Here is an 18,384-nt window from a genome sequence, read left to right as displayed (position 1 = left end):
CAGCAATGTCGTCCGGCATCCCCCCGGTCGGGCCGCCGGATAGAATCGTTGTGCGCTGCAGCACCGTGTCAGGCGCTTTCCTCCCAAGATGATTTCTCCCAACGCCAAAGAAGTTTTCATCCAGGGCATCACGGCCGATGGCCGGACGTTCCGCCCCAGCGACTGGGCCGAGCGCCTGGCCGGGGTGATGAGCCCCTTCCGACCGGGCGGCGCGACCCCGGGCAGCCACCTGAGCTATTCGCCCTGGTGCGTGCCGACCTCGATCGGCGGCGTCAAGTGCGTGATCGTCCACACCGACCTGCGCGCCCACGATGTGATGGCCTGGGACTTCGTGATGAATTTCGCCCGCGACAACGGCCTGCAGATCGCCGAGGCCTGCCTCGTGCCTGACACGCCGCCGCCGCCGGCCAAATAAGCCCTATTCCTCCCAGGTGCGCGTCCCGCCCTGCTGGAAGCTGCGCCGGTAGGCCGAGGGCGTCGATCCCACCATCTGCCGGAAACGGCGCGCGAAGTGCGCGGGCTCGCCGAAGCCCGTGCTCTCGCCGATCTCCGCGGCAGAGGCGGCCGTGAACACCAGCAGCGTCTTGGCGCGCTCGATGCGGCGCTCGGTCACCAGTTCCAGGAAGGTCTTGCCGGTTTCGCTCTTGAGCAGGTGGGCCAGGTGCGTGGCCGACACATGGCTGGCCTGCGCCGCGTCACCCAGCGTGAGTTCCTGTGCGAGGTTCTGGCTGATGTAGCGGATGCAGCGCAGCACGGCCGGGCGGTACGACTGCAGCGCCATGCCCTGCGCCTCGCAGTGGCGGAAATCCTCGCCGTAGCGCCGCCACACCATGCCGATCAGGTGCAGCAGATGGCTGCGGATCAGCAGGTGGCTGGCGGTGTCCTCGCCCGGCGGCCGCTGCGCTTCCTGCGCCATGCGCTCGCACAGATCTTGCAATTGCTGGGTTTCGGCCGCGTCGAAGCGGAAGTCCAGGCAATGCTGGAAGCGGAAGGGCGCGAGCTCGGGCGCGCGCGACAGCGGCACCTCCGACAGCTCCAGCACATCGAGGTCCAGCGCAGGCAGCAGGTAGTCCTTGCTGATGTTGATCACATGAAACACGCCGTCGGCCGCGTTCGGGATGTAGTGCACCAGAAAGGGCAGCACGAAGCTCACCGTGCCCGCGGCGATGGGGCGCTGGCTGCCGCCGATGTAGTGCGTGGTCTCGCCGCGGGTGTTGACGTAGATCTGGAAGTACTCGTGCCGGTGAGGCACCGGGTTCGGCAGGCAGTTGCTCTGGTCGTGGATGCCGAAGTAGGCACGCTGCGCCCGTGCCGCCATCGTGTAGTTGCTGATCGCGGCACGTGCCGCGCCCGCACGGGGCGGCGTGAGTTCGATGAGGGAAGAGGGCGCTGATTGCATGGAGGAGCCGGTCGCAAGATCGCAAGGATTGCACAGCTTTGCGCAAGCCTGTGCGTTGAGGCCGGGGGGCCTCGTTCCTAGACTCTAGCAACGCTTCCTCCAACCTTCCAGAGAGACAAACCTGATGTCCGACGAAACCACAACGCTCCCTGCACCGACCACCGATGCCCTGCAGGTCCAGCCCATCTCCATCGCCATCGTGGGCAGCGACCAGCGCTTTCCGGTGCGCCGCGTCTACTGCGTGGGCCGCAACTACCTGGCCCACATCCGCGAGATGAAGGAGGGCGACGAGCGCGATCCGCCCTTCTTCTTCCAGAAGCCCGCCGACTCGGTCGTGACCGACGGCCGGGTGCCCTACCCGGTGCTGACGGACGACTTCCAGTTCGAGTTCGAGCTCGTGGTGGCCATCGGCAGCGAAGCGCAGGACGTGTCGCCCGAGGATTCGCTCGACCACGTGTTCGGCTATGCCGCAGGCCTGGACATGACGCGGCGCGACCGCCAGCGCGAATGCAACAAGCGCGGTCTGCCCTGGGAGCAGGGCAAGTCCTTTGACCACTCGGCGCCCTGCGGCCCGATCCATCCGGTGGCGCAGGTCGGCCACATCCGCTCGGGCACGCTGAACCTCACGGTCAACGGCGCGGCACGGCAGGATTCGGTGCTCGAGAAGATGATCTGGAACGTGCACGAGATCGTCAGCGAGCTGTCCAGGCAGTACCGGCTGTTCCCCGGCGACCTGATCTACACCGGCACGCCCGAAGGCGTGGGCCCGGTGCAGCGCGGCGACAAGCTCGTCGGCCGCATCGAGGGCCTCGCGCCCCTGCAGGTCGAGATCGTCTGAGCCCCCGTCACCGCATTGAAAGCAGGAGCAAGCAACCATGAAACCACTCGAACGCATCTCGTACTCGGCGATTTCCGACCGCCCCGCGCTCACGCTGCCCGGCGGCAAGCGCCTGGCGGTCTGGGTCATCGTCAACGTCGAGGAATGGAACATCGACGAGACCATGCCCCGCACCGTGCTGACGCCGCCGGCCGGCGGCTCGCCGATGCCCGACATCCCGAACTGGGCCTGGCACGAGTACGGCAACCGCGTGGGCTTCTGGCGCATGCTGGAGGTGATCGACCAGCTCGGCATCGCCGCCACGCTGGCCATCAACGGCTCGGCCATCGCGGCCTACGAGCCGATCGCGCGCGCGGCCAAGGAACGCCAGTGGGAGTTCATCGGCCACGGCTTCGGCCAGCGCAACATGCAGAAGGTGCCCGACGAGGTCGAGGACATCGCCAAGACCACCGAGGCCATCCGTGCCTACACCGGCAAGCGCCCGCGCGGCTGGCTGGGCCCGGGCCTGACCGAGACCTGGCACACGCCCGACATCCTGGCCGAGCAGGGCTATGAGTACGTCTGCGACTGGGTGCTCGACGACCAGCCGGTGCAGCTCAAGACGCGCAACGGCGGTTCGATCGTCAATGTGCCCTACACGCAGGAGTGCAACGACGTGGCGATGATGCTGATCCAGCACCACAAGGCCAGCGAGTACCGCGACCGCGCCATCGACCAGTTCGAGCAGCTGTATGCCGATGCCAAGGATTCGGCCCGCGTGATGGCGCTGGTGGTGCACCCCTACATCATGGGCGCGCCGCACCGCCTGCGTTACTTCCGCGAGGCGCTGGCGCACATCCAGGCGCGTGAGGACGTGGCCTTCATGACCGGCGAGCAGATCCTCGACTGGTACGGCGCCGCACGCGCCGCGACCTGAAACCTCGCCGGCGCAGCGCTGCCGGCGATTTCACACACGCAAGAACGAACAACAACAGATTTCTCGCTCGGCGAGAAGGAGACGACACGTGCAATCCTCAACCTCGGCCATTCCCTCCGTCGGCGATGCGCGCCGCGAGGCGCCCATCACCGCGCTGGAGATCGGCATGTTCCTGGTGCTGCTCGCCTCGTACGCGCTCAACGCGATGGACCGGCAGATCTTCCCGCTGATCGCGGCCGACGTCCGCAAGGAATTCGGCTTCGGCCTGGCCGACACCGGCCTGCTGTCGACCATCTTCACCTTGGGCATGGCCGTGGCCGGCGTGCCCACCGGCTACCTGCTGGCGCGGCTCTCGCGCAAGACGGTGCTGCAGATCGGCATTGCGATCTTCTCGGCAGGCACGCTGCTGACCGCCTACTCGCACGGCTTCGTCGACATGTTCCTCTACCGCGCCGCCACCGGCATCGGCGAGGCGATGCAGCTGACCGTGGTGATTGCGATCGCGGCGAGCTACTTCGCGCGCTATCGCGCGACGGCCGTGGGCGCGATCAACTTCTCCTTCGGCATCGGCGCCATCGTCGGGCCGCTGCTGGGCGGCCACCTGATCGGCGCCGAGCGCGACTGGCGGCTGCCGCTGCTGGTCTTCGGCCTCGCGGGCTTCGCGGCCATGGCGCTGATCGCGCTCACCGTGAGCCGGCGCATGACCGAGAAGGTGGCGGCCGCGGGCGCGCGCATCGACGAACGCGGCGCCACGACGATGTGGAACCGCAACACGGTGCTGCTGACCGGCATGAGCGCGATCGGCGGGCTTTGCATCTACGGCTACCTGGGCATGTACCCGACCTTCCTGCGCGAGCACCTGCACTACACGCCGGCCGACACCGGCCGCGTGATGAGCATCTTCGGCTTCGGCGTGTTCGCCTCGATCTTCGGCGGCTGGCTCGGCGACCGCTTCCATCCCAAGCTCGTGCTGTCGCTGAGCTTCGGCGGAACCGGCCTGCTGGGCTTCCTGATGTTCTCCGGGCCGATCGGCATCGGCATGCAGTCGGTGCTGTCCTTCGCCTGGGGCTTCGTCGTGAGCGGCGTGCTGTACGTGAACCTGGCCGGCTACCACATCAAGGCCGTGCGGGCCGCGCTCACCAACCGCGCCACGGGCGTGTTCGTGACCACGCTCTACGGGGCCGGCGCGTTCGCGGGCTTCCTCATCGGCGGCATCGCCGCGCGCTTCGGCTGGAGCGCGGCCGGGCTGGTACAGATCACGGCGCTGGCCGGTGTCGGGATCGTGCTCACGCTGCTGCTGCGCACCGACCGCATGGCGCTGCCGGCGCGCTCTGCATCGTGATGCTGCTGGATTGGGCGCTGCTCGGCGGCGCCGCGGCCCTGGCGGGCGGACTCAACGCGGTGGCGGGCGGCGGCAGCTTCCTCACGCTGCCGGCGCTGGCGATGGTCGGCGTGCCGCTGGTGTCGGCCAACGCCACCGGCACCGCCGCGCTGCTGCCGGGCTACCTGGCCGGCGCCTGGGCCATGCGGCGCGAGCTGTCGGGCCCGATGTCGCCTTCGCTGCCTCGGCTGGGCGTGCTGTCGGTGCTGGGCGGCGCGGCCGGTGCGGCGCTGCTGCTGTCGACCTCGAACCAGGCCTTCGCGCGTATCGTGCCCTGGCTGCTGCTGGCCGCGACGCTGCTGTTCGCGATCGGGCCGGGGCTGGTGCGCCGCCGGTCCGCCGACGCGAAACCACGGGGCCGCTGGCTCGCCGACCTGGGCATCGTGGCGGTCGCGGTCTATGGCGGCTACTTCAACGGCGGCCTGGGCATCCTGCTGCTCGCGGTGCTCGGTGCGCTCGGTCACACCGACATGGGCCGCATGAACGGCATCAAGAACTTCGTCTCCGCCATCCTCACGCTGATCGCGGTCGGGCTCTATGCGGCCAGCGGCGCGGTCGTCTGGTCGCACGCGCTGTGGATGGCGCTGTTCGCCACGCTCGGCGGCTATGCGGGCGGCACGCTCGCGCGGCGGCTCGAGCCCGACGTGGTGCGCGGTTTCGTCGTGCTCACCGGGCTGGCGATGACCGCAGCCTTTCTCTACAACGCCCGCTGAGCGGGCCTCGCTTTTCCTTCCTCACCGGGGCTCCCATGACAACCACCAGAAGAGATTTCACCCGTTTCGTCGGCACCGTGATGGCGGCTGCCACCGCGGCGCCCGCCTTCCTCGGCGCGGCCTCGGCGCGCACCGCGCCCGCCGCGCGCCGCGGCAGCTACCTGATCCGCAACGGCGCGGTCATCACGGTCGACCGCGCCACCGGCGTGCTGCCACGTGCCGACGTGTGGGTGCGCGACGGCGTGATCGAGAAGATCGGGCGCGGCCTGCGCGCGCCGGGCGCCGAGGTCATCGATGCACGCGACATGATCGTGATGCCGGGCTTCGTCAATTCCCACTATCACCTGTGGAGCGCCATCGGCCGCAGCTTCACCGCGCGTGAGGGCGGCTTCTCCTACTACCCGGCCAAGAGCGCGACCTCGGTGCTGTATTCGGCCGACGACTTCTACAACAGCGTGCTGCTGGGCTGCGCCGAGCTGGCCAACGGCGGCACCACCACCGTGCACAACTGGTCGCACAACACGCGCTCGCCGGCCCATGCCGACGCCGAACTGCGAGCGCACCAGCACGCGCTGCTGCGCGCACGCTACGCCTACGGCCATGTCGACCAGATGCCTGCCGACGAGGTCAACCGCTACCAAGACCTGCCGCGCGTGCGGCGCGAGTGGTTCGGCGAGCGCTCGCCCTTGGACGGCCTGGTGCACCTGGGGCTCAACCTGCGCGGGCCGCAGCAGAGCACCGACGCGGTGTTCCACGAAGAGATGAAGTTCGTCAAGGCGAGCGGGCTGCCGGTGGCGATCCATGCGCCGCAGGAGGCGCCCAACAACGTCGACGCGGTCGACTACGAGCGGCGCGGCTACCTGGGGCCGGATTTCATGATCGCCCACTACGTGCCCGCCACGCCGGCCGATCTGGCCGCCATGGCACGCACGAAGACGCCGCTGACCTTCGCCACGCATTCCGAGCTGCGCCTGAGCAGTACCGGCGACGCGCGGGCCGCGCTGTTGGCGATGCGCGAGGCGGGCCTGACGATCTCGTTGTCGAGCGACGCCACCTCGATCGCGCCGCCGGACATGTTCGAGATGATGCGTTTCACCTGGAACCTCGGCGTGCCGTGGACCGGCACACCGAGCGAGAAGGCCAAGGCCGTGGGCGTGCAGGAGGTGATCGAGATGGCGACGATCAACGGCGCCCGCGCGATGGGCCTGGCCGAGGTCACCGGCTCGATCACCGAGGGCAAGCGCGCCGACATCATCCTGGTGCGGACCCGGGACCTGAACATGTGGCCGGTCGGCAATGTCGAGACCGCGATCGTGCAGGGCGGCACGAGCAGCAACGTCGACACGGTGCTGGTCGACGGCCGCATCCTGAAGCGGGGCGGTCGGCTCACGGCCTACAACCTGGCGCAGATTCGACAGCGTGCCCAGGCCTCGGCCACCCGGATCCGGGCCGCGGCGGGGGACAAGCTGGTCTTCTGAGCATGCTTGTCGGGAGGCGGCAATGTTTCTGCCGCTTTCTCCCACGCGTATGACGTCGAGATTGCGGAGACCTGGATCAAGGGGCGAGACCATCCGATCGCACAGGGATTCGCCTTTGCGACGTCATCGGCAATCGAACTGCAGTCGGGTCCTCATGACCTGCGCTCAAGATGGGGGTCCATCAATCCAGAAAACCATTCGATGAATGCGACAAGACGCCGCGAGCGCTGGCGCCGATGGGGATACAGGAGCGCAACCGGCATCGAAGCTGCACGATGCGTCGGCATGACCTCGACCAGTTCGCCCCGGTCCAGCAGATGCTGCACGTCGAAGCGAGGGATTTGAATCAGCCCGGTGCCGGCGCGGCATGCGGCGATGTAGCTTTCGGCATTGTTCACGAGCACCCGGCTGGGCAGCACCAGATCCTGTGCTTGGCCCGAGGCACCCAGGTGTTCCCAGGGCAGTTCCCGCCCACTGGTCGGTGATGCATAGCCGACCGCCCAATGCCCTCTCATCAGATCCTCCGGTTTTTCCGGTACGCCATATTCACGCAAGTAGGCCGGACTTCCGCAATTGATCAGCGCAATATGCCCCAACGGACGAACCACCAAACTGCTGTCTTGCAGGGTTCCGATGCGCACCGCGCAATCCACGCCTTCCTGCAGGAGGTCGATGGCACGGTCGGTGGAGCCGAGCACCAGCTGCAGCCGCGGGTAGCGGCGCAGCAGGCCCGGTAGCGCCGGTGCAATGAGCCGTCGCGCAATGCGGCTGGGCACGTCGATCCTGAGTTGGCCCGCGACTTGACGCTGACTGGTCTGGAACAACTGCTCGACATCTTCGGCATCGGCCAGCAGCGGGCGCACGCGCTCGAGCAACTGCGTGCCATCCGGCGTCAGGTGAACCTGGCGCGTGGTGCGGTTCAGCAGTCGGGCACCGATCTTTTCCTCCAGTTGCTGAACGGCAGCAGAGACTGTGGCGCGCGGTAACGCCAGTGCATGGGCTGCCCTGATGAAGCTGCCCATCTCGGCCACCTGCACGAAGACGCGGTATTGATCGAGCTTGTCCATGGCGCATTTAACCTCGCCGGCTGTGCCCGATCGGACGGAGGGTGCTCACCCCGCAAATCCGCCCTGGTCCAGGAAGGTTTGCTCTTCCGACGTGGTCTCGCGCAACAGCAGTGTGTTGCGGTGCGGAAAACGACCGAAGCGCCGGATGATGTCGCGGTGCCCTTCCGCGTGCGAGCGCTCGGCTGGCCCCAGCCGCGTATTGAGTTCCACCGACAGGTCCTGGTCTTCAATGTGCTCCGAGTGCGCGAACGGCAGGCAGAAGAACAGGCGCAGTTCCGGGTCGACGGCCTCCATGTGAGCGCCCTCATTCACCATGCGCGCGAAGTGGCGCGCCAGCGGGTCGGTTGCGTACATGTGACCGGTGCCGCGAAAGGCATTCCGGGGAAACTGGTCGAGCAGGATCATCAGCGCCAGCGCGCCTTGCGGCTCGCCGACCCACCCATCGTGCTCGCGCCGGGCCGCCGCCAGGTGCAGATCGAGAAAACTTTCGCGAAAGCGCCGGTCGAAGGCCGGGTCCTTGCCAAACCATTGATCGGCACCGGCTTCCCGCCAGAACCGCACGACCTTGGCGGCTTGTCCGTCGGACCCTGAAGGCGCGCCGCGGCGATGGAGCGAAGTTGCATGCATGTCATCCGTCCTTCGGTTCGGCATTGCCTCGAATCAGGGACCTGCCGGCATAGATGCCGCCGGACACCTCCATTGCCAGGCGCTCGGCGTCCTTGCGGCGCACATCCGCCGCAACGTCCTGCGACGCTTCGGGCGTCGCCCCGAGGGCCATTGCGGCTTCGCATCCAAAGGCCATGGCCGATTCGAAGGTGACACGGATCTGGTAGTCCACATCGGCCTTGATCAGCTCGATGGCATGCTCGCGGTCGTGCGCGCGCGCCAGCACGCGGGCATGGGGGAACGCAACCTTGGCGTGTTCCACGATCCGTGTGGCGGCCTGCCGATCGTCGACGCACACCAGGATGGCGCGGGCGTGGTGCGCGCCGGCGGCATGCAGCACGTCGGCGCGCGTGCCATCCCCGTAGTACACCTTGAAGCCGAAGTCCTTGGCGTCGCGTGCCACCTGGGGTTCGTGGTCGATGATGGAGATATCGGCGCCCATGGCCAGCACGTGCTGGCTCGCGACCTGTCCGAAGCGTCCGAAGCCGATGATGAGCACGCTGCCGGCCAGTGCTTGCGGTGCCTGCGCTCCCTCAAGGGACACCTTCGGCTTGGGGCCCCAGCGTTGGTGTGCGATCACGACCAGCGGCGTCAACGCCATGGAAAGCACCACGATCGCCGTCATGTTGGCGTTGACTGTCGGATCGATCACGCGGTTGGCCAGCGCTGCGGCGAAGAGGACGAAGGCGAACTCGCCGCCCTGGGCCATCAACACGGCCCGGTCCAGCGCGTCGGTGTGCGTGCTCTTCGCCAGCCGCGCCACGCCGTAGATGCACAGCCCTTTGACGACCATCATGGCCAGCACGCCGGCCACGATGATCGGCCAGTTGCGCGCGACCACGGCCAGGTCCAGCGACATGCCAACACCCAGGAAGAACAGGCCCAACAACAAACCTCGGAACGGCTCGATATCGGCTTCGAGTTGATGGCGAAACGTCGACTCGGACAGCAGCACACCGGCCAGGAAGGCGCCCATCGCCATGGACAGGCCGCCCCACTGCATCAGCAGTGCAGCCCCCAGCACCACGAGCAGGGCGGCGGCGGTCATCACCTCGCGCGCCTTGGCGTTGGCCAGGATGCGGAACAGCGGGTTGAGCAGCCAGGTGCCCGCCGCGACCAGCGCCGCCAATGCGCCGGCCGCGATGGCGATGCCGGCCCAGCGCGACCCTGCCGCCGGTGCGGAAGGATCAACCGGCGCAATGAAGGCTACCAGCGCCAGCAGCGGCACGATCAGCAGGTCTTCGAACAGCAGGACGGCCACGATCTTCTGGCCGCGCGCAGCTGCGATGTCACCGCGCTCACCCAGCAGTTGCATGACGATGGCGGTGGAGGTCAGCACGAAGCCCATGCCACTGACGAAGGACACGGCCAGCGAAAAACCGAAGGCCACGCCCACTCCAGTGAGCAGCAGGCCGCAGACCACCACCTGGAGGCTGCCCAGGCCGAAGATGTCGCGCCGCATGCGCCACAGGTGGGAGGGGCGCATTTCCAATCCGATGACGAAAAGGAACATCACCACCCCGAGTTCGGCGGTGTGCAGGATGGTCTGGGGGTCGCTGAACAGCCCCAGGCCGAAGGGGCCGATCGCCAGGCCCGCTGCGAGGTAGCCCAGAACCGAACCCAGGCCCAGTCGCTTGAACAGGGGCACGGCCACGACCGCCGCGGCCAGCAAGGTCACGACCTTGACCAGGTCACCGGCACTGCCTTCGACCGACATGTCAGTGGCGCCCGACTGCCCGTAGGCACTGACGCGCCCCCTTGCGGGGCAGCGATACGCGAAGCGATGAGCGTGGGGGTGTCATCCTAGTGGCGCGAGAGCTGCCAGACCGCGATACCGGCCGCAACGGCGGGCACGGCGAAAACCAGCAACAGAATCGGAAATTCTTCCCGCACGCTGTAGCCTGCGTGCGCGACGCCCACCCACATGTTGATACCCGCCACCAACAGCCAGGCCGGTACGAAGGCCTTGGCCGCCAGCGCCATGCCCGCCGCATTCGCGCCCCAGAGCCAGCCGAACAACACGAAAACGCCCAGGAGGACCAGGCCTCCAGCCATGACCATCAGCACATGCATGTCGAATCTCCCGTAGTTCTCATTGTTTGCGCGGCGAACGATAAAAAGCCATTCCAGATTCCAGGTGGGAGTCAAAGCGAACCCGCGCGGGATCATCTCGTCCAGATCCGTCTGCTGAATCGGCATGACGCGGCTCTTTGCCGTGGCCGCCAGGCGGGTTTCGCCGATCTCGGCACCGGGCACGACGACCCTTCGCGCGAATGGTCGATCACCCACTGCAGCTGCCCGCGGGACAGCGCCGTGAAAAAGCTCGGGGCGGTCTACTTGGTGGTGTATCCACCGTTGATGAGAATCGTCTGGCCCGTGATCCACCAGCCATCGCTCACCAGATGGCGAATGAACGGCACCACGTCGTGAATGTCGGTCAGACCCGTCCTGCTGAATGGCGAGAGCGCTGCAGCCGTCTTGTGGTACGCCACCGCATCGGCGCCTTCGGCCGGGTAGAAGAATGGCGTGTCCATCGGGCCGGGGCCGACCGCCGTCACCGAAATGCCGCGAGCGCCGAACTCTTTGGACGCCGCGCGGGTGTAGTGCTCGACCGGCGCCTTGGTGCCGGCATAGGCGGCATAGAAGGGCGTGAACGCGCCCAGCAGCGAGGTGACCACGGTGCAGATCTTGCCGTTGTCGTTCAAGTTCTTGCCGGCTTCCTTGAGGAAGAAGAAGGCGGTCTTGGCGTTGACTGCCGTCATTTCGTCGTACTCGGCCTCGCTGATCTCGGCCATGGGCTTCTTGAGCACCTTGCCGACGGTGTTGATGGCGATGTCGGGCTTGCCGACGGCGGCGATGGCATCGGCGAACAGCTTCTCGACGGCACCGGCCGTCGTCAGGTCGGCCTGGATCGCAACGGCCTGCGCGCCTGCCGCCTTGACCGCGGCGACGGTTGCATCGGCATCGGCCTTGCTGCCCGCGCTGTTGTAGTGGACGACCACGGCCTTGGCGCCCTGCTTGGCGAGGTCGAGAGCGATCAGCCCGCCGAGGTTCTTGGCGCCGCCGGCGATAAGTACGGTCTTGCCTTGGATGGAATGGTCAGCCATGCGGATCTCCTTGGGTGTGGCGAAGATGGAAGTCTAGGCAGCACCGCTCGAGAGATAAGCCATCATTGACTGGATAGACTGTCCAAAAATTGCACCCAATGAAAACGGTGCGCATGGCAGGCCCACGGCACGGAGCAGTTCAATGTCGGGGAAGTGGAAGCGGGTTGTTCTCAGGGAAACTCGATGTGGCGAGCCTCAACGAACGCCAGCCGATTTTGATGCTGACGTCATGGTGAAAATGAAAAAACCGCCCGAAGGCGGTTTTTCACTTTTTGCACTTTGCTGCAGCGCACCCCTGTCAAACGGCGGACTGGAAACCAGTCCGGGCTTGGCCTGACAGGGTCAGGCGGCGGTTGCCGGTGCGGCCAGGGCGAGTGCCTTGACCTTGGCCGACAGGCGGCTCTTGTCGCGAGCAGCCTTGTTCTTGTGGAAGATGCCCTTGTCGGCGACGGTGTCGACGATGCTCTGGGCCTTCGCGAAGAGTTCGGTGGCCTTGGTCTTGTCGCCGGCCAGCACGGCCTTCTCGACGTTCTTGACCGCGGTACGGTATTTGGAGCGCAGCGAGGTGTTCGCAGCGTTGAGCTTGACGTCCTGGCGGACGCGCTTGCGGCCCGACGCCAGGCGCGGGTTCTTCTTTTTGGGTTTTGCGGATGCCATTTTTAGGTTCCTTGTGTCTGGGGATGATGCAGCAAAGCCAAAGATTATAGCTCGAGCATTAGCTCTCCCCCAGGCTTGCTCACTTCGTGTAGCCTCCCTCCCCCTTCCGAGGGCGACACCAGCGGCCCGGCAAAGCCGGTTCCGCGGTGTTACTGGGCTCTCCCCCGAGGGCTTTGCGCACTTCGTGTCGCTTCGCCTTCCCCCTCCGGGGGCGACACCAGCGGCCCGGCAAAGCCGGTGCCGCGGTGTCCCTGGACCTCGCTGGAGCGGCCGTTGCCGTATCGACGGGGGCGCTTACCGGATGCTCCGGCGCTCGGTTCGGCCGTGTTTCTGGGCTGGTAGACCGTGGCACAGCCAGGGGGAGCCTACACTTCCGCGCCGTGTCCCTGCTCAAATCCGCCTCCACCGTTTCGCTCCTGACCCTCGCTTCGCGGGTCGCGGGGCTGGTTCGCGATCTCTTGATGGCTTCGGTGTTCGGCGTGAGTGCGCTGACCGATGCCTTCAATGTCGCGTTCCGCATTCCCAATCTGTTTCGCCGGGTGCTGGGGGAGGGCGCGTTCAGCCAGGCCTTCGTGCCGGTGCTGGCGGCCACGCGCACCGAACACGGCGACGCGGGCGCGCGGGCGCTGGTCGACCATGTGGCGACGCTGCTGACCTGGACGCTGGTGCTGCTGTGCATCGCCGGAGTGGTGGGCGCGCCGCTGATGGTCTGGGGCATGGCCAGCGGGCTGCAGCAGACGGCGCAGGGCTACGAGGCGGCCATCTTCATGACGCGCTGGATGTTCCCCTACATCGGCTTCATGTCGCTGGTGGCGCTGGCCGGGGGGGTGCTCAACACCTGGCGCAAGTTCGCGGTGCCGGCGGCGTCGCCGGTGCTGCTCAACGTGGCGCTGATCCTGTCGATCCTGATCGGCGCGCCGCTGTTCCGGCGCTGGGGGATCGAGCCGATCTATGCGCAGTGCATCGGCGTGATGGTCGGCGGCATGCTGCAGCTGGGCATCCAGCTGCCGGCCCTGCGGCGCATCGGCATGCTGCCGCGGGTCGGCGTCAGCTGGCGCGCGGTGCGTGCGGCCTGGGCCGATCCGACCACGCGCAAGATCGTCAAGCTCATGCTGCCGGCGCTGATCGGCGTGAGCGTGGCGCAGATCTCGCTGCTCATCAACACGCAGATCGCCTCGCACCTCGCGCCCGGCAGCGTGACCTGGGTCAGCTACGCCGACCGGCTGATGGAGTTCCCGACCGCCATGCTCGGCGTGGCGCTGGGCGTGGTGCTGATGCCGCAGCTGGCCGGGGCCCGCGCGGCCAAGGACGACGCCCGCTATTCCTCGCTGCTCGACTGGGGCCTGCGCCTGGTCGTGCTGCTGTCGGTGCCCTGCGCGGTCGCGCTGCTGGTGTTCTCCGGGCCGCTGGTGGCGGTGCTCTTCCACTACGGCGCCCTCAAGGACGCCGACGTGCCGCGCATCGCCCTGGCGCTGGCGGGCTACGGCGCGGGTCTGGTCGGCATCGTCGCGATCAAGGTGCTGGCGCCCGGCTATTACGCCAAGCACGACATGCGTTCGCCGATGCGGATCGCCGTGGCCGTGCTGGTGCTGACCCAACTGCTCAACCTGGTGCTGGTGCCGATCCTGCAGCATGCCGCGCTCACGCTCACGATCGCCATCGGCGCCGTGATCAATGCACTGTGGCTGCTGGCGGGCCTGATGCGGCGCGGCAGCTACCGGCCGGAGCCTGGGTGGCTTCGGTTCGCGCTCCAGGTGCTGGTGGCCTCGGCATTCCTGGGCGTGCTGCTGTACTGGGGCGCGCACCATTTCGACTGGGTCGCGCTGCGGGCCGCACGGCTGCAGCGCATCGGGCTGCTGGCGGCGCTGATCGCGGCCGCGGCCCTGCTCTATTTCTCGGTGCTGGCCCTGCTGGGCATCAGGCTGCGCAGTTTCATCAAGCGATAGCCCGCGAAGCGGGGCGTTGTCGCCTTGACGCTCCCCGCGCGCTCCTCTACAAAGCCACATGACGTTCAGCTTCACGGCCCCGACCGCCCTCGAATACTTCGATTCGCTCGTCAAGAGCGACGACCATTTCCCGTTGCTCGAAGCCGCGGCCGCGCTGGCCCAGGACGAATACCCCGAACTCGACGTGCAGCAGGTGCTGGGCGACATCGACCAGCTGCTGGCCCGCCTCAAGCGCCGCCTGCCGGCCGATGCGGCGCCGCTGGCCCGGCTGCGCGCGCTCAACCAGTTCTTCTTCCACGACCTGAGCTTCGGCGGCAACGTCAACGACTACTACGACCCGGACAACAGCTACCTCAACGCGGTGCTGCGCACGCGGCGCGGCATCCCGATCTCGCTGGCCGTGCTGTGGATGGAGCTGGCCCAGGGCCTGGACCTGCAGGCACGCGGCGTGGCCTTCCCGGGCCATTTCATGATCAAGGTCACGCTGCCCAAGGGGCAGGTGGTGATCGACCCCTTCAACGGCAAGTCGCTGTCGCGGGAAGAGCTCAGCGAGCGCCTCGAGCCCTACAAGCGCAGCAACGGCCTGGTCGGCGACTTCGACATCCCGCTGGGCCTGTACCTGCAGCCCGCTGAGCCGCGCGAGATCATTGCGCGCATGCTGCGCAATCTGAAGGAAGTGCACCGCGCGCAGGAAGACTGGCAACGCGTGATCGCGGTGCAGGACCGCCTCGTGGCGCTGCTGCCCGACGCCTGGGCCGAGCACCGCGACCGCGGCCTGGCCCACGCAGCGCAGGGCCATACGGCGCTGGCGGTGCGCGACCTCGAAACCTACCTTCGACATGCCGACGACGCGCTCGACATCGATGCGGTGGCCGAGCAGGCGGCGGCGCTGCGCCGCGCGAAAAGCTGATGGCCACCGACCTCGGCACCCGGCACCAGTTCCATGGGGTGCAGCCGGTACTGCCGGTGGCCGACGCGGCGCGCGCGGCGCGTTACTTCAGCGAAATCCTCGGCTTTGAACTCGATTTCATCGCGGGCGAGCCGCCGAGCTACGCACGCGTCAAACATGTGCCCCTTGGCGCCGACTGCGTCGACGCCGTCCCCCAAGGGGAGCGGCAAAGCTTGGGGCGGCCCGGCGCTTCGCCAGGCGACCGCACTTTCGGCGACCCCGTCTACATCCGCCTGTGGCAATGCAACACGCGCGAGGTGCGGCCCTGGCGCGGCGAGATCGTGATCCACGTCGGTCACGACCTCGACGGGCTGCATGCGGCCTACCTCCAGCGCGGCGTCGACATCATCGAGCCGCCCGCCTCGCAGCCCTGGGGCCTGCGCGAGTTCGCGATCCGCGAGCCCGACGGCCACGTGTTGCGCTTCTGCGGCTACCTCTGAACCCGCCCTCGCCGGTGCGCGGCGCCACGCCGTGGCACGCATCCTGCAGCACGACCCCATGACCGACCACGCGCTCGCCCTGTCGCCCCGCCGATGGCTGTTCGCCGCCAGCGGCCAGCCGCTGCGGGTGCTGCTGGCGCTGGGCAGCCTGATGCTCTTCTGCGTGCTGTCGGGCCAGCCCCATGTGCTGATTCCACTGGCGCTGGGCACCATCGCGAGCGCGCTGGCCGAGACCGACGACAGCTGGCAGGGGCGCTGGCGCGCGCAGGCGCTCACGCTGGTCTGCTTCGCCGCCATGGCCTTCACGATCGAAGCGCTGTTCGGTCGGCCCTGGCTGTTCATCATCGGCCTGGCCTGTTCGGCCTTCGCACTGACCATGCTGGGTGCGATCGAAGCGCGCTTCAAGGCCATCGGCCACGCCACGCTGATCCTCGCGATGTACACCACGCTGAGCCTAGACCACGCGGCCGCCTCCGAGCCACGCTGGCACGAAGTGGCGCTGCTGCTCGCCGGGGCGGCCTGGTACGGCGCCTGGTCGGTGGGCTGGGCCGCGCTGTTCCCGGCCGAGCCGGTGCAGGCGCTGCTGGTGCGGCTGTTCGACGCGCTGGGCGGCTATGTGCGCTTCAAGGCCTCGCTGTTCGAGCCCTTGCGCGGTGTCGACATCGAGAGCAAGCGCTTGTCGCTGGCCCAGCTCAACAGCCGCGTGGTGGCCGAACTCAACGCGGCCAAGGAAAGCATCTTCCGGCGCGTCGGCACCCGCACGCCGACCGGCCGCATCACGCGCTACCGCGGGCTCTACCTGATCGCGCAGGACGTGCACGAGCGCGCCAGCTCGTCGCACGACGACTACAACGCGCTGGCCGACGCTTTCTTCCACAGCGACGTGCTCTACCGCTGTCAGCGCGTGCTGGCGCTCCAGGGCGAGGCCTGCCAGCGCCTGGCGCTGTCGATCGCGCGGCGCGAGCCCTTCGTCGTCGGCGGCGCGACCGTGCAGGCGCTGTCCGACCTGCGCAGCGCCATCGCGCACGAACGCGCGCGGGACTGCACGCCGCAGCGGCGCGCGCTGCTGGCCTCGGTCGAGGCGCTGGCCCGCAATCTGGCGCAGCTCGACGGCCAGCTCGCGGGCGCGAGCCAGCCCACGGCCCAGGCCGGGCGCACCGACATGGACCTCTACGACCGCTCGCCGCGCAGCGGCCGCGATGCGGTCGAACGCGTGCGACGCCAACTCACGCCGCGTACGCCCTTGTTCCGGCATGCGGTGCGGCTCGCGGTGGCGCTGGTGGCCGGCTACGGCTTGATGCAGTGGATCCACCCGGCGCAGGGCTACTGGATCCTGCTGACCACGCTGTTCGTCTGCCAGCAGACCTACGGCGAGACCATGGCGCGCATGGGCCAGCGCGTGGCGGGCACGGCCCTGGGCGTGGTGCTGGGCTGGGCGGTGCTCACGCTGTTCCCGTTGCCCTGGCTGCAGTCGCTGGTGGCGGTGGGCGCCGGCGTGTTCTTCTTCGCCGCGCGCGCCCGCCGCTACCTGCTCGCGACCGCCGCGATCACGCTGCTGGTGCTGATGTTCTTCAACCAGGTCGGCGACAGCGGCCTGCTGCTGTGGCCGCGGCTGATCGACACCGCCATCGGCAGCGTGCTCGCGGGCCTGGCCATGGTGCTGGTGCTGCCGCATTGGGCCGCGCGCCGCATCAATGCGCTGGCCGCGGCCGCGATGCAGGCGCATGCGGCCTACCTGCGACAGATCGGCGCGCAGTACCGTTCGGGCGCGCGCGACGACCTGGCCTACCGGCTCGCGCGGCGCAACGCGCACAACGCCGATGCGGCGTTGTCCACCGCGGTGAGCGACATGTTCCGCGAGCCCGGCGTGGTGCGCCCGCATGCGGGCGTGGCACTGCGCTTCCTGATCCGTTCGCACACGCTGCTGAGCTATGTGTCGGCACTCGGCGCGCACCGCATCTCGCTGGCGCAGGCGCATTCGGCGGCGGCCTTGCAGCAGAGCATCGAGGGCGGCGCGGCGGCGCTCGACAGGCTGGCACAGGCCTTCGAGCGCGGCTTTCCGGACAGCGGCGGCGGTGCGACCGGCCAGCCGGTGCGCGAGGCGCTCGCGCTGGCGGCGCCACCCGATGCCGACGAGACCGTCGCGCTGGTGCGCACGCAGCTCGGCCTGATCGGCTTGCAGATCGATGCGCTGGGCGCGCACACCGAGAATGGCTGCGCGCGGCCGCGGCACCGGCGGCCGGCCCGGTGCCCGTGGCGTCCGAAGGCGGCAGCGGCACGCGCTGAGCCTGCCGCTCGTGTGCTCAGTGGGCCGCGTGCCCGTCGACTTCGACGCCCGGCGTCACATCCGAGGGCGCGCGGCATCCCCTCCGTCCGTGCCAAGACGGACCTGAGTCGATCAATTCAGGACATCACAGTTCGACCAGCGTCTTGAAGCCGCCGAAGAACATGCGCTGGGCGTCGAAGGGCATCGCCTTCGGGTCCATCATCGATTTCAGGCGCGGATCGGCCATCACCTTGGCGTTGATCGCATCGCGCTGCTTGCGCGAGGCATAGGCGATCCACGAGAACACCACCACCTCGTCCTCCAGCAGCTTGACGCTCTGCGGGAAGGAGGTCTGCTTGCCCGGCTTCACGTCGTCGGCCACGCATTCGATGTATTCCAGCGCGCCGTGCTCGCGCCAGATCTTGCCGGCCTTCTGCGCCAAGCGGCGATAGGCAGGCAGCTTGTCCTTGGGGACGGGGACGACGAAACCATCGACATAGCGGGCCATCGGAGATCTCCTGGCAGGGTGGGTGTGAGGGGCAAGACGCCAGCGCAGCAGCA

General features: G+C 68.0%; 18 protein-coding genes. 10 read left to right on the top strand and 8 right to left on the bottom strand.

What is annotated here, in order from left to right; all coding sequences use genetic code 11:
* The first annotated feature begins 88 nt into the window (after positions 1 to 88).
* A complete protein-coding gene (locus ACSFBC_RS07130) occupies positions 89 to 415 on the top strand; it encodes a DUF3579 domain-containing protein (protein ID WP_435509610.1) in 327 nt (108 codons plus the stop codon).
* Positions 416 to 418: 3 nt separating this feature from the next.
* On the opposite strand, the gene ACSFBC_RS07125 is transcribed toward ACSFBC_RS07130, so the two are convergent.
* Complete coding sequence (locus ACSFBC_RS07125; protein WP_435509609.1) at positions 419 to 1,399, bottom strand: AraC family transcriptional regulator; 981 nt, start codon at positions 1,397 to 1,399, stop codon at positions 419 to 421.
* 124 nt (positions 1,400 to 1,523) lie between these two features.
* Here ACSFBC_RS07125 and ACSFBC_RS07120 point away from each other — a divergent pair, with 124 nt between their 5' ends.
* From ACSFBC_RS07120 to ACSFBC_RS07100, 5 genes are all read left to right on the top strand, one after another.
* Positions 1,524 to 2,237 carry a fumarylacetoacetate hydrolase family protein gene (locus tag ACSFBC_RS07120; protein WP_435509608.1) on the top strand — a complete coding sequence of 238 codons (714 nt, stop codon included), beginning with the start codon at positions 1,524 to 1,526 and terminating at the stop codon, positions 2,235 to 2,237.
* Positions 2,238 to 2,274: 37 nt separating this feature from the next.
* On the top strand, positions 2,275 to 3,153 hold the full coding sequence (locus tag ACSFBC_RS07115) for a polysaccharide deacetylase family protein (protein WP_435509607.1): 879 nt from the start codon (positions 2,275 to 2,277) through the stop codon (positions 3,151 to 3,153).
* An 88-nt stretch (positions 3,154 to 3,241) separates the two neighbouring features.
* Positions 3,242 to 4,495, top strand: coding sequence for an MFS transporter (locus ACSFBC_RS07110; RefSeq protein ID WP_435509606.1), 1,254 nt, complete (start codon positions 3,242 to 3,244; stop codon positions 4,493 to 4,495).
* 2 nt (positions 4,496 to 4,497) lie between these two features.
* Positions 4,498 to 5,247 carry a sulfite exporter TauE/SafE family protein gene (locus ACSFBC_RS07105; protein ID WP_435510044.1) on the top strand — a complete coding sequence of 250 codons (750 nt, stop codon included), beginning with the start codon at positions 4,498 to 4,500 and terminating at the stop codon, positions 5,245 to 5,247.
* Positions 5,248 to 5,282: 35 nt separating this feature from the next.
* On the top strand, positions 5,283 to 6,725 hold the full coding sequence (locus tag ACSFBC_RS07100) for an amidohydrolase family protein (protein ID WP_435509605.1): 1,443 nt from the start codon (positions 5,283 to 5,285) through the stop codon (positions 6,723 to 6,725).
* A gap of 152 nt (positions 6,726 to 6,877) precedes the next feature.
* Here ACSFBC_RS07100 and ACSFBC_RS07095 read toward each other — a convergent pair whose 3' ends face one another.
* The 6 genes from ACSFBC_RS07095 to rpsT form a co-directional block, all read right to left on the bottom strand.
* On the bottom strand, positions 6,878 to 7,792 hold the full coding sequence (locus ACSFBC_RS07095) for a LysR family transcriptional regulator (protein WP_435509604.1): 915 nt from the start codon (positions 7,790 to 7,792) through the stop codon (positions 6,878 to 6,880).
* Positions 7,793 to 7,837: 45 nt separating this feature from the next.
* Positions 7,838 to 8,419: a DUF924 family protein gene (locus ACSFBC_RS07090; protein ID WP_435509603.1), complete on the bottom strand. Its 582-nt coding sequence runs from the start codon at positions 8,417 to 8,419 to the stop codon at positions 7,838 to 7,840.
* 1 nt (position 8,420) lies between these two features.
* Positions 8,421 to 10,175 carry a monovalent cation:proton antiporter-2 (CPA2) family protein gene (locus ACSFBC_RS07085; protein ID WP_435509602.1) on the bottom strand — a complete coding sequence of 585 codons (1,755 nt, stop codon included), beginning with the start codon at positions 10,173 to 10,175 and terminating at the stop codon, positions 8,421 to 8,423.
* An 86-nt stretch (positions 10,176 to 10,261) separates the two neighbouring features.
* Positions 10,262 to 10,714, bottom strand: a complete 453-nt coding sequence (locus ACSFBC_RS07080; RefSeq protein WP_435509601.1) for a hypothetical protein — start codon at positions 10,712 to 10,714, stop codon at positions 10,262 to 10,264.
* A gap of 77 nt (positions 10,715 to 10,791) precedes the next feature.
* Positions 10,792 to 11,565 carry an SDR family oxidoreductase gene (locus tag ACSFBC_RS07075; RefSeq protein ID WP_435509600.1) on the bottom strand — a complete coding sequence of 258 codons (774 nt, stop codon included), beginning with the start codon at positions 11,563 to 11,565 and terminating at the stop codon, positions 10,792 to 10,794.
* Positions 11,566 to 11,907: 342 nt separating this feature from the next.
* On the bottom strand, positions 11,908 to 12,222 hold the full coding sequence (gene rpsT, locus ACSFBC_RS07070) for a 30S ribosomal protein S20 (protein ID WP_183025535.1): 315 nt from the start codon (positions 12,220 to 12,222) through the stop codon (positions 11,908 to 11,910).
* Positions 12,223 to 12,602: 380 nt separating this feature from the next.
* Between rpsT and murJ the strand changes: the two genes are divergently transcribed.
* Genes murJ through yccS form a run of 4 tightly spaced genes read left to right on the top strand, consistent with a single transcriptional unit; the run spans position 12,603 to position 17,991 of the window.
* The gene (gene murJ, locus ACSFBC_RS07065) at positions 12,603 to 14,168 is read left to right on the top strand and encodes a murein biosynthesis integral membrane protein MurJ (RefSeq protein WP_435509599.1); all 1,566 of its coding nucleotides are present in this window, start codon (positions 12,603 to 12,605) and stop codon (positions 14,166 to 14,168) included.
* 58 nt (positions 14,169 to 14,226) lie between these two features.
* Entirely contained in the window at positions 14,227 to 15,078 is an 852-nt protein-coding gene (locus ACSFBC_RS07060; RefSeq protein WP_435509598.1) for a SirB1 family protein, read from the top strand.
* A complete protein-coding gene (locus ACSFBC_RS07055; protein WP_435509597.1) occupies positions 15,078 to 15,557 on the top strand; it encodes a VOC family protein in 480 nt (159 codons plus the stop codon). Before ACSFBC_RS07060 ends, ACSFBC_RS07055 begins: the two co-directional genes overlap by 1 nt.
* Positions 15,558 to 15,588: 31 nt before the next feature.
* Positions 15,589 to 17,991: a YccS family putative transporter gene (gene yccS / locus ACSFBC_RS07050; RefSeq protein WP_435509596.1), complete on the top strand. Its 2,403-nt coding sequence runs from the start codon at positions 15,589 to 15,591 to the stop codon at positions 17,989 to 17,991.
* Here yccS and ACSFBC_RS07045 read toward each other — a convergent pair.
* Entirely contained in the window at positions 17,969 to 18,331 is a 363-nt protein-coding gene (locus tag ACSFBC_RS07045) for a DUF1428 domain-containing protein (protein WP_435509595.1), read from the bottom strand. The two genes, yccS and ACSFBC_RS07045, sit on opposite strands and share 23 nt — an antisense overlap.
* Between the last annotated feature and the right edge of the window lie 53 nt (positions 18,332 to 18,384).

The sequence above is a fragment of the Variovorax frigidus genome (genome assembly GCF_051216515.1).
Lineage (GTDB): Bacteria > Pseudomonadota > Gammaproteobacteria > Burkholderiales > Burkholderiaceae_C > Variovorax.
Note: the sequence above shows the minus strand (reverse complement) of the source record. Positions and strands in the feature narration are given on the sequence as shown.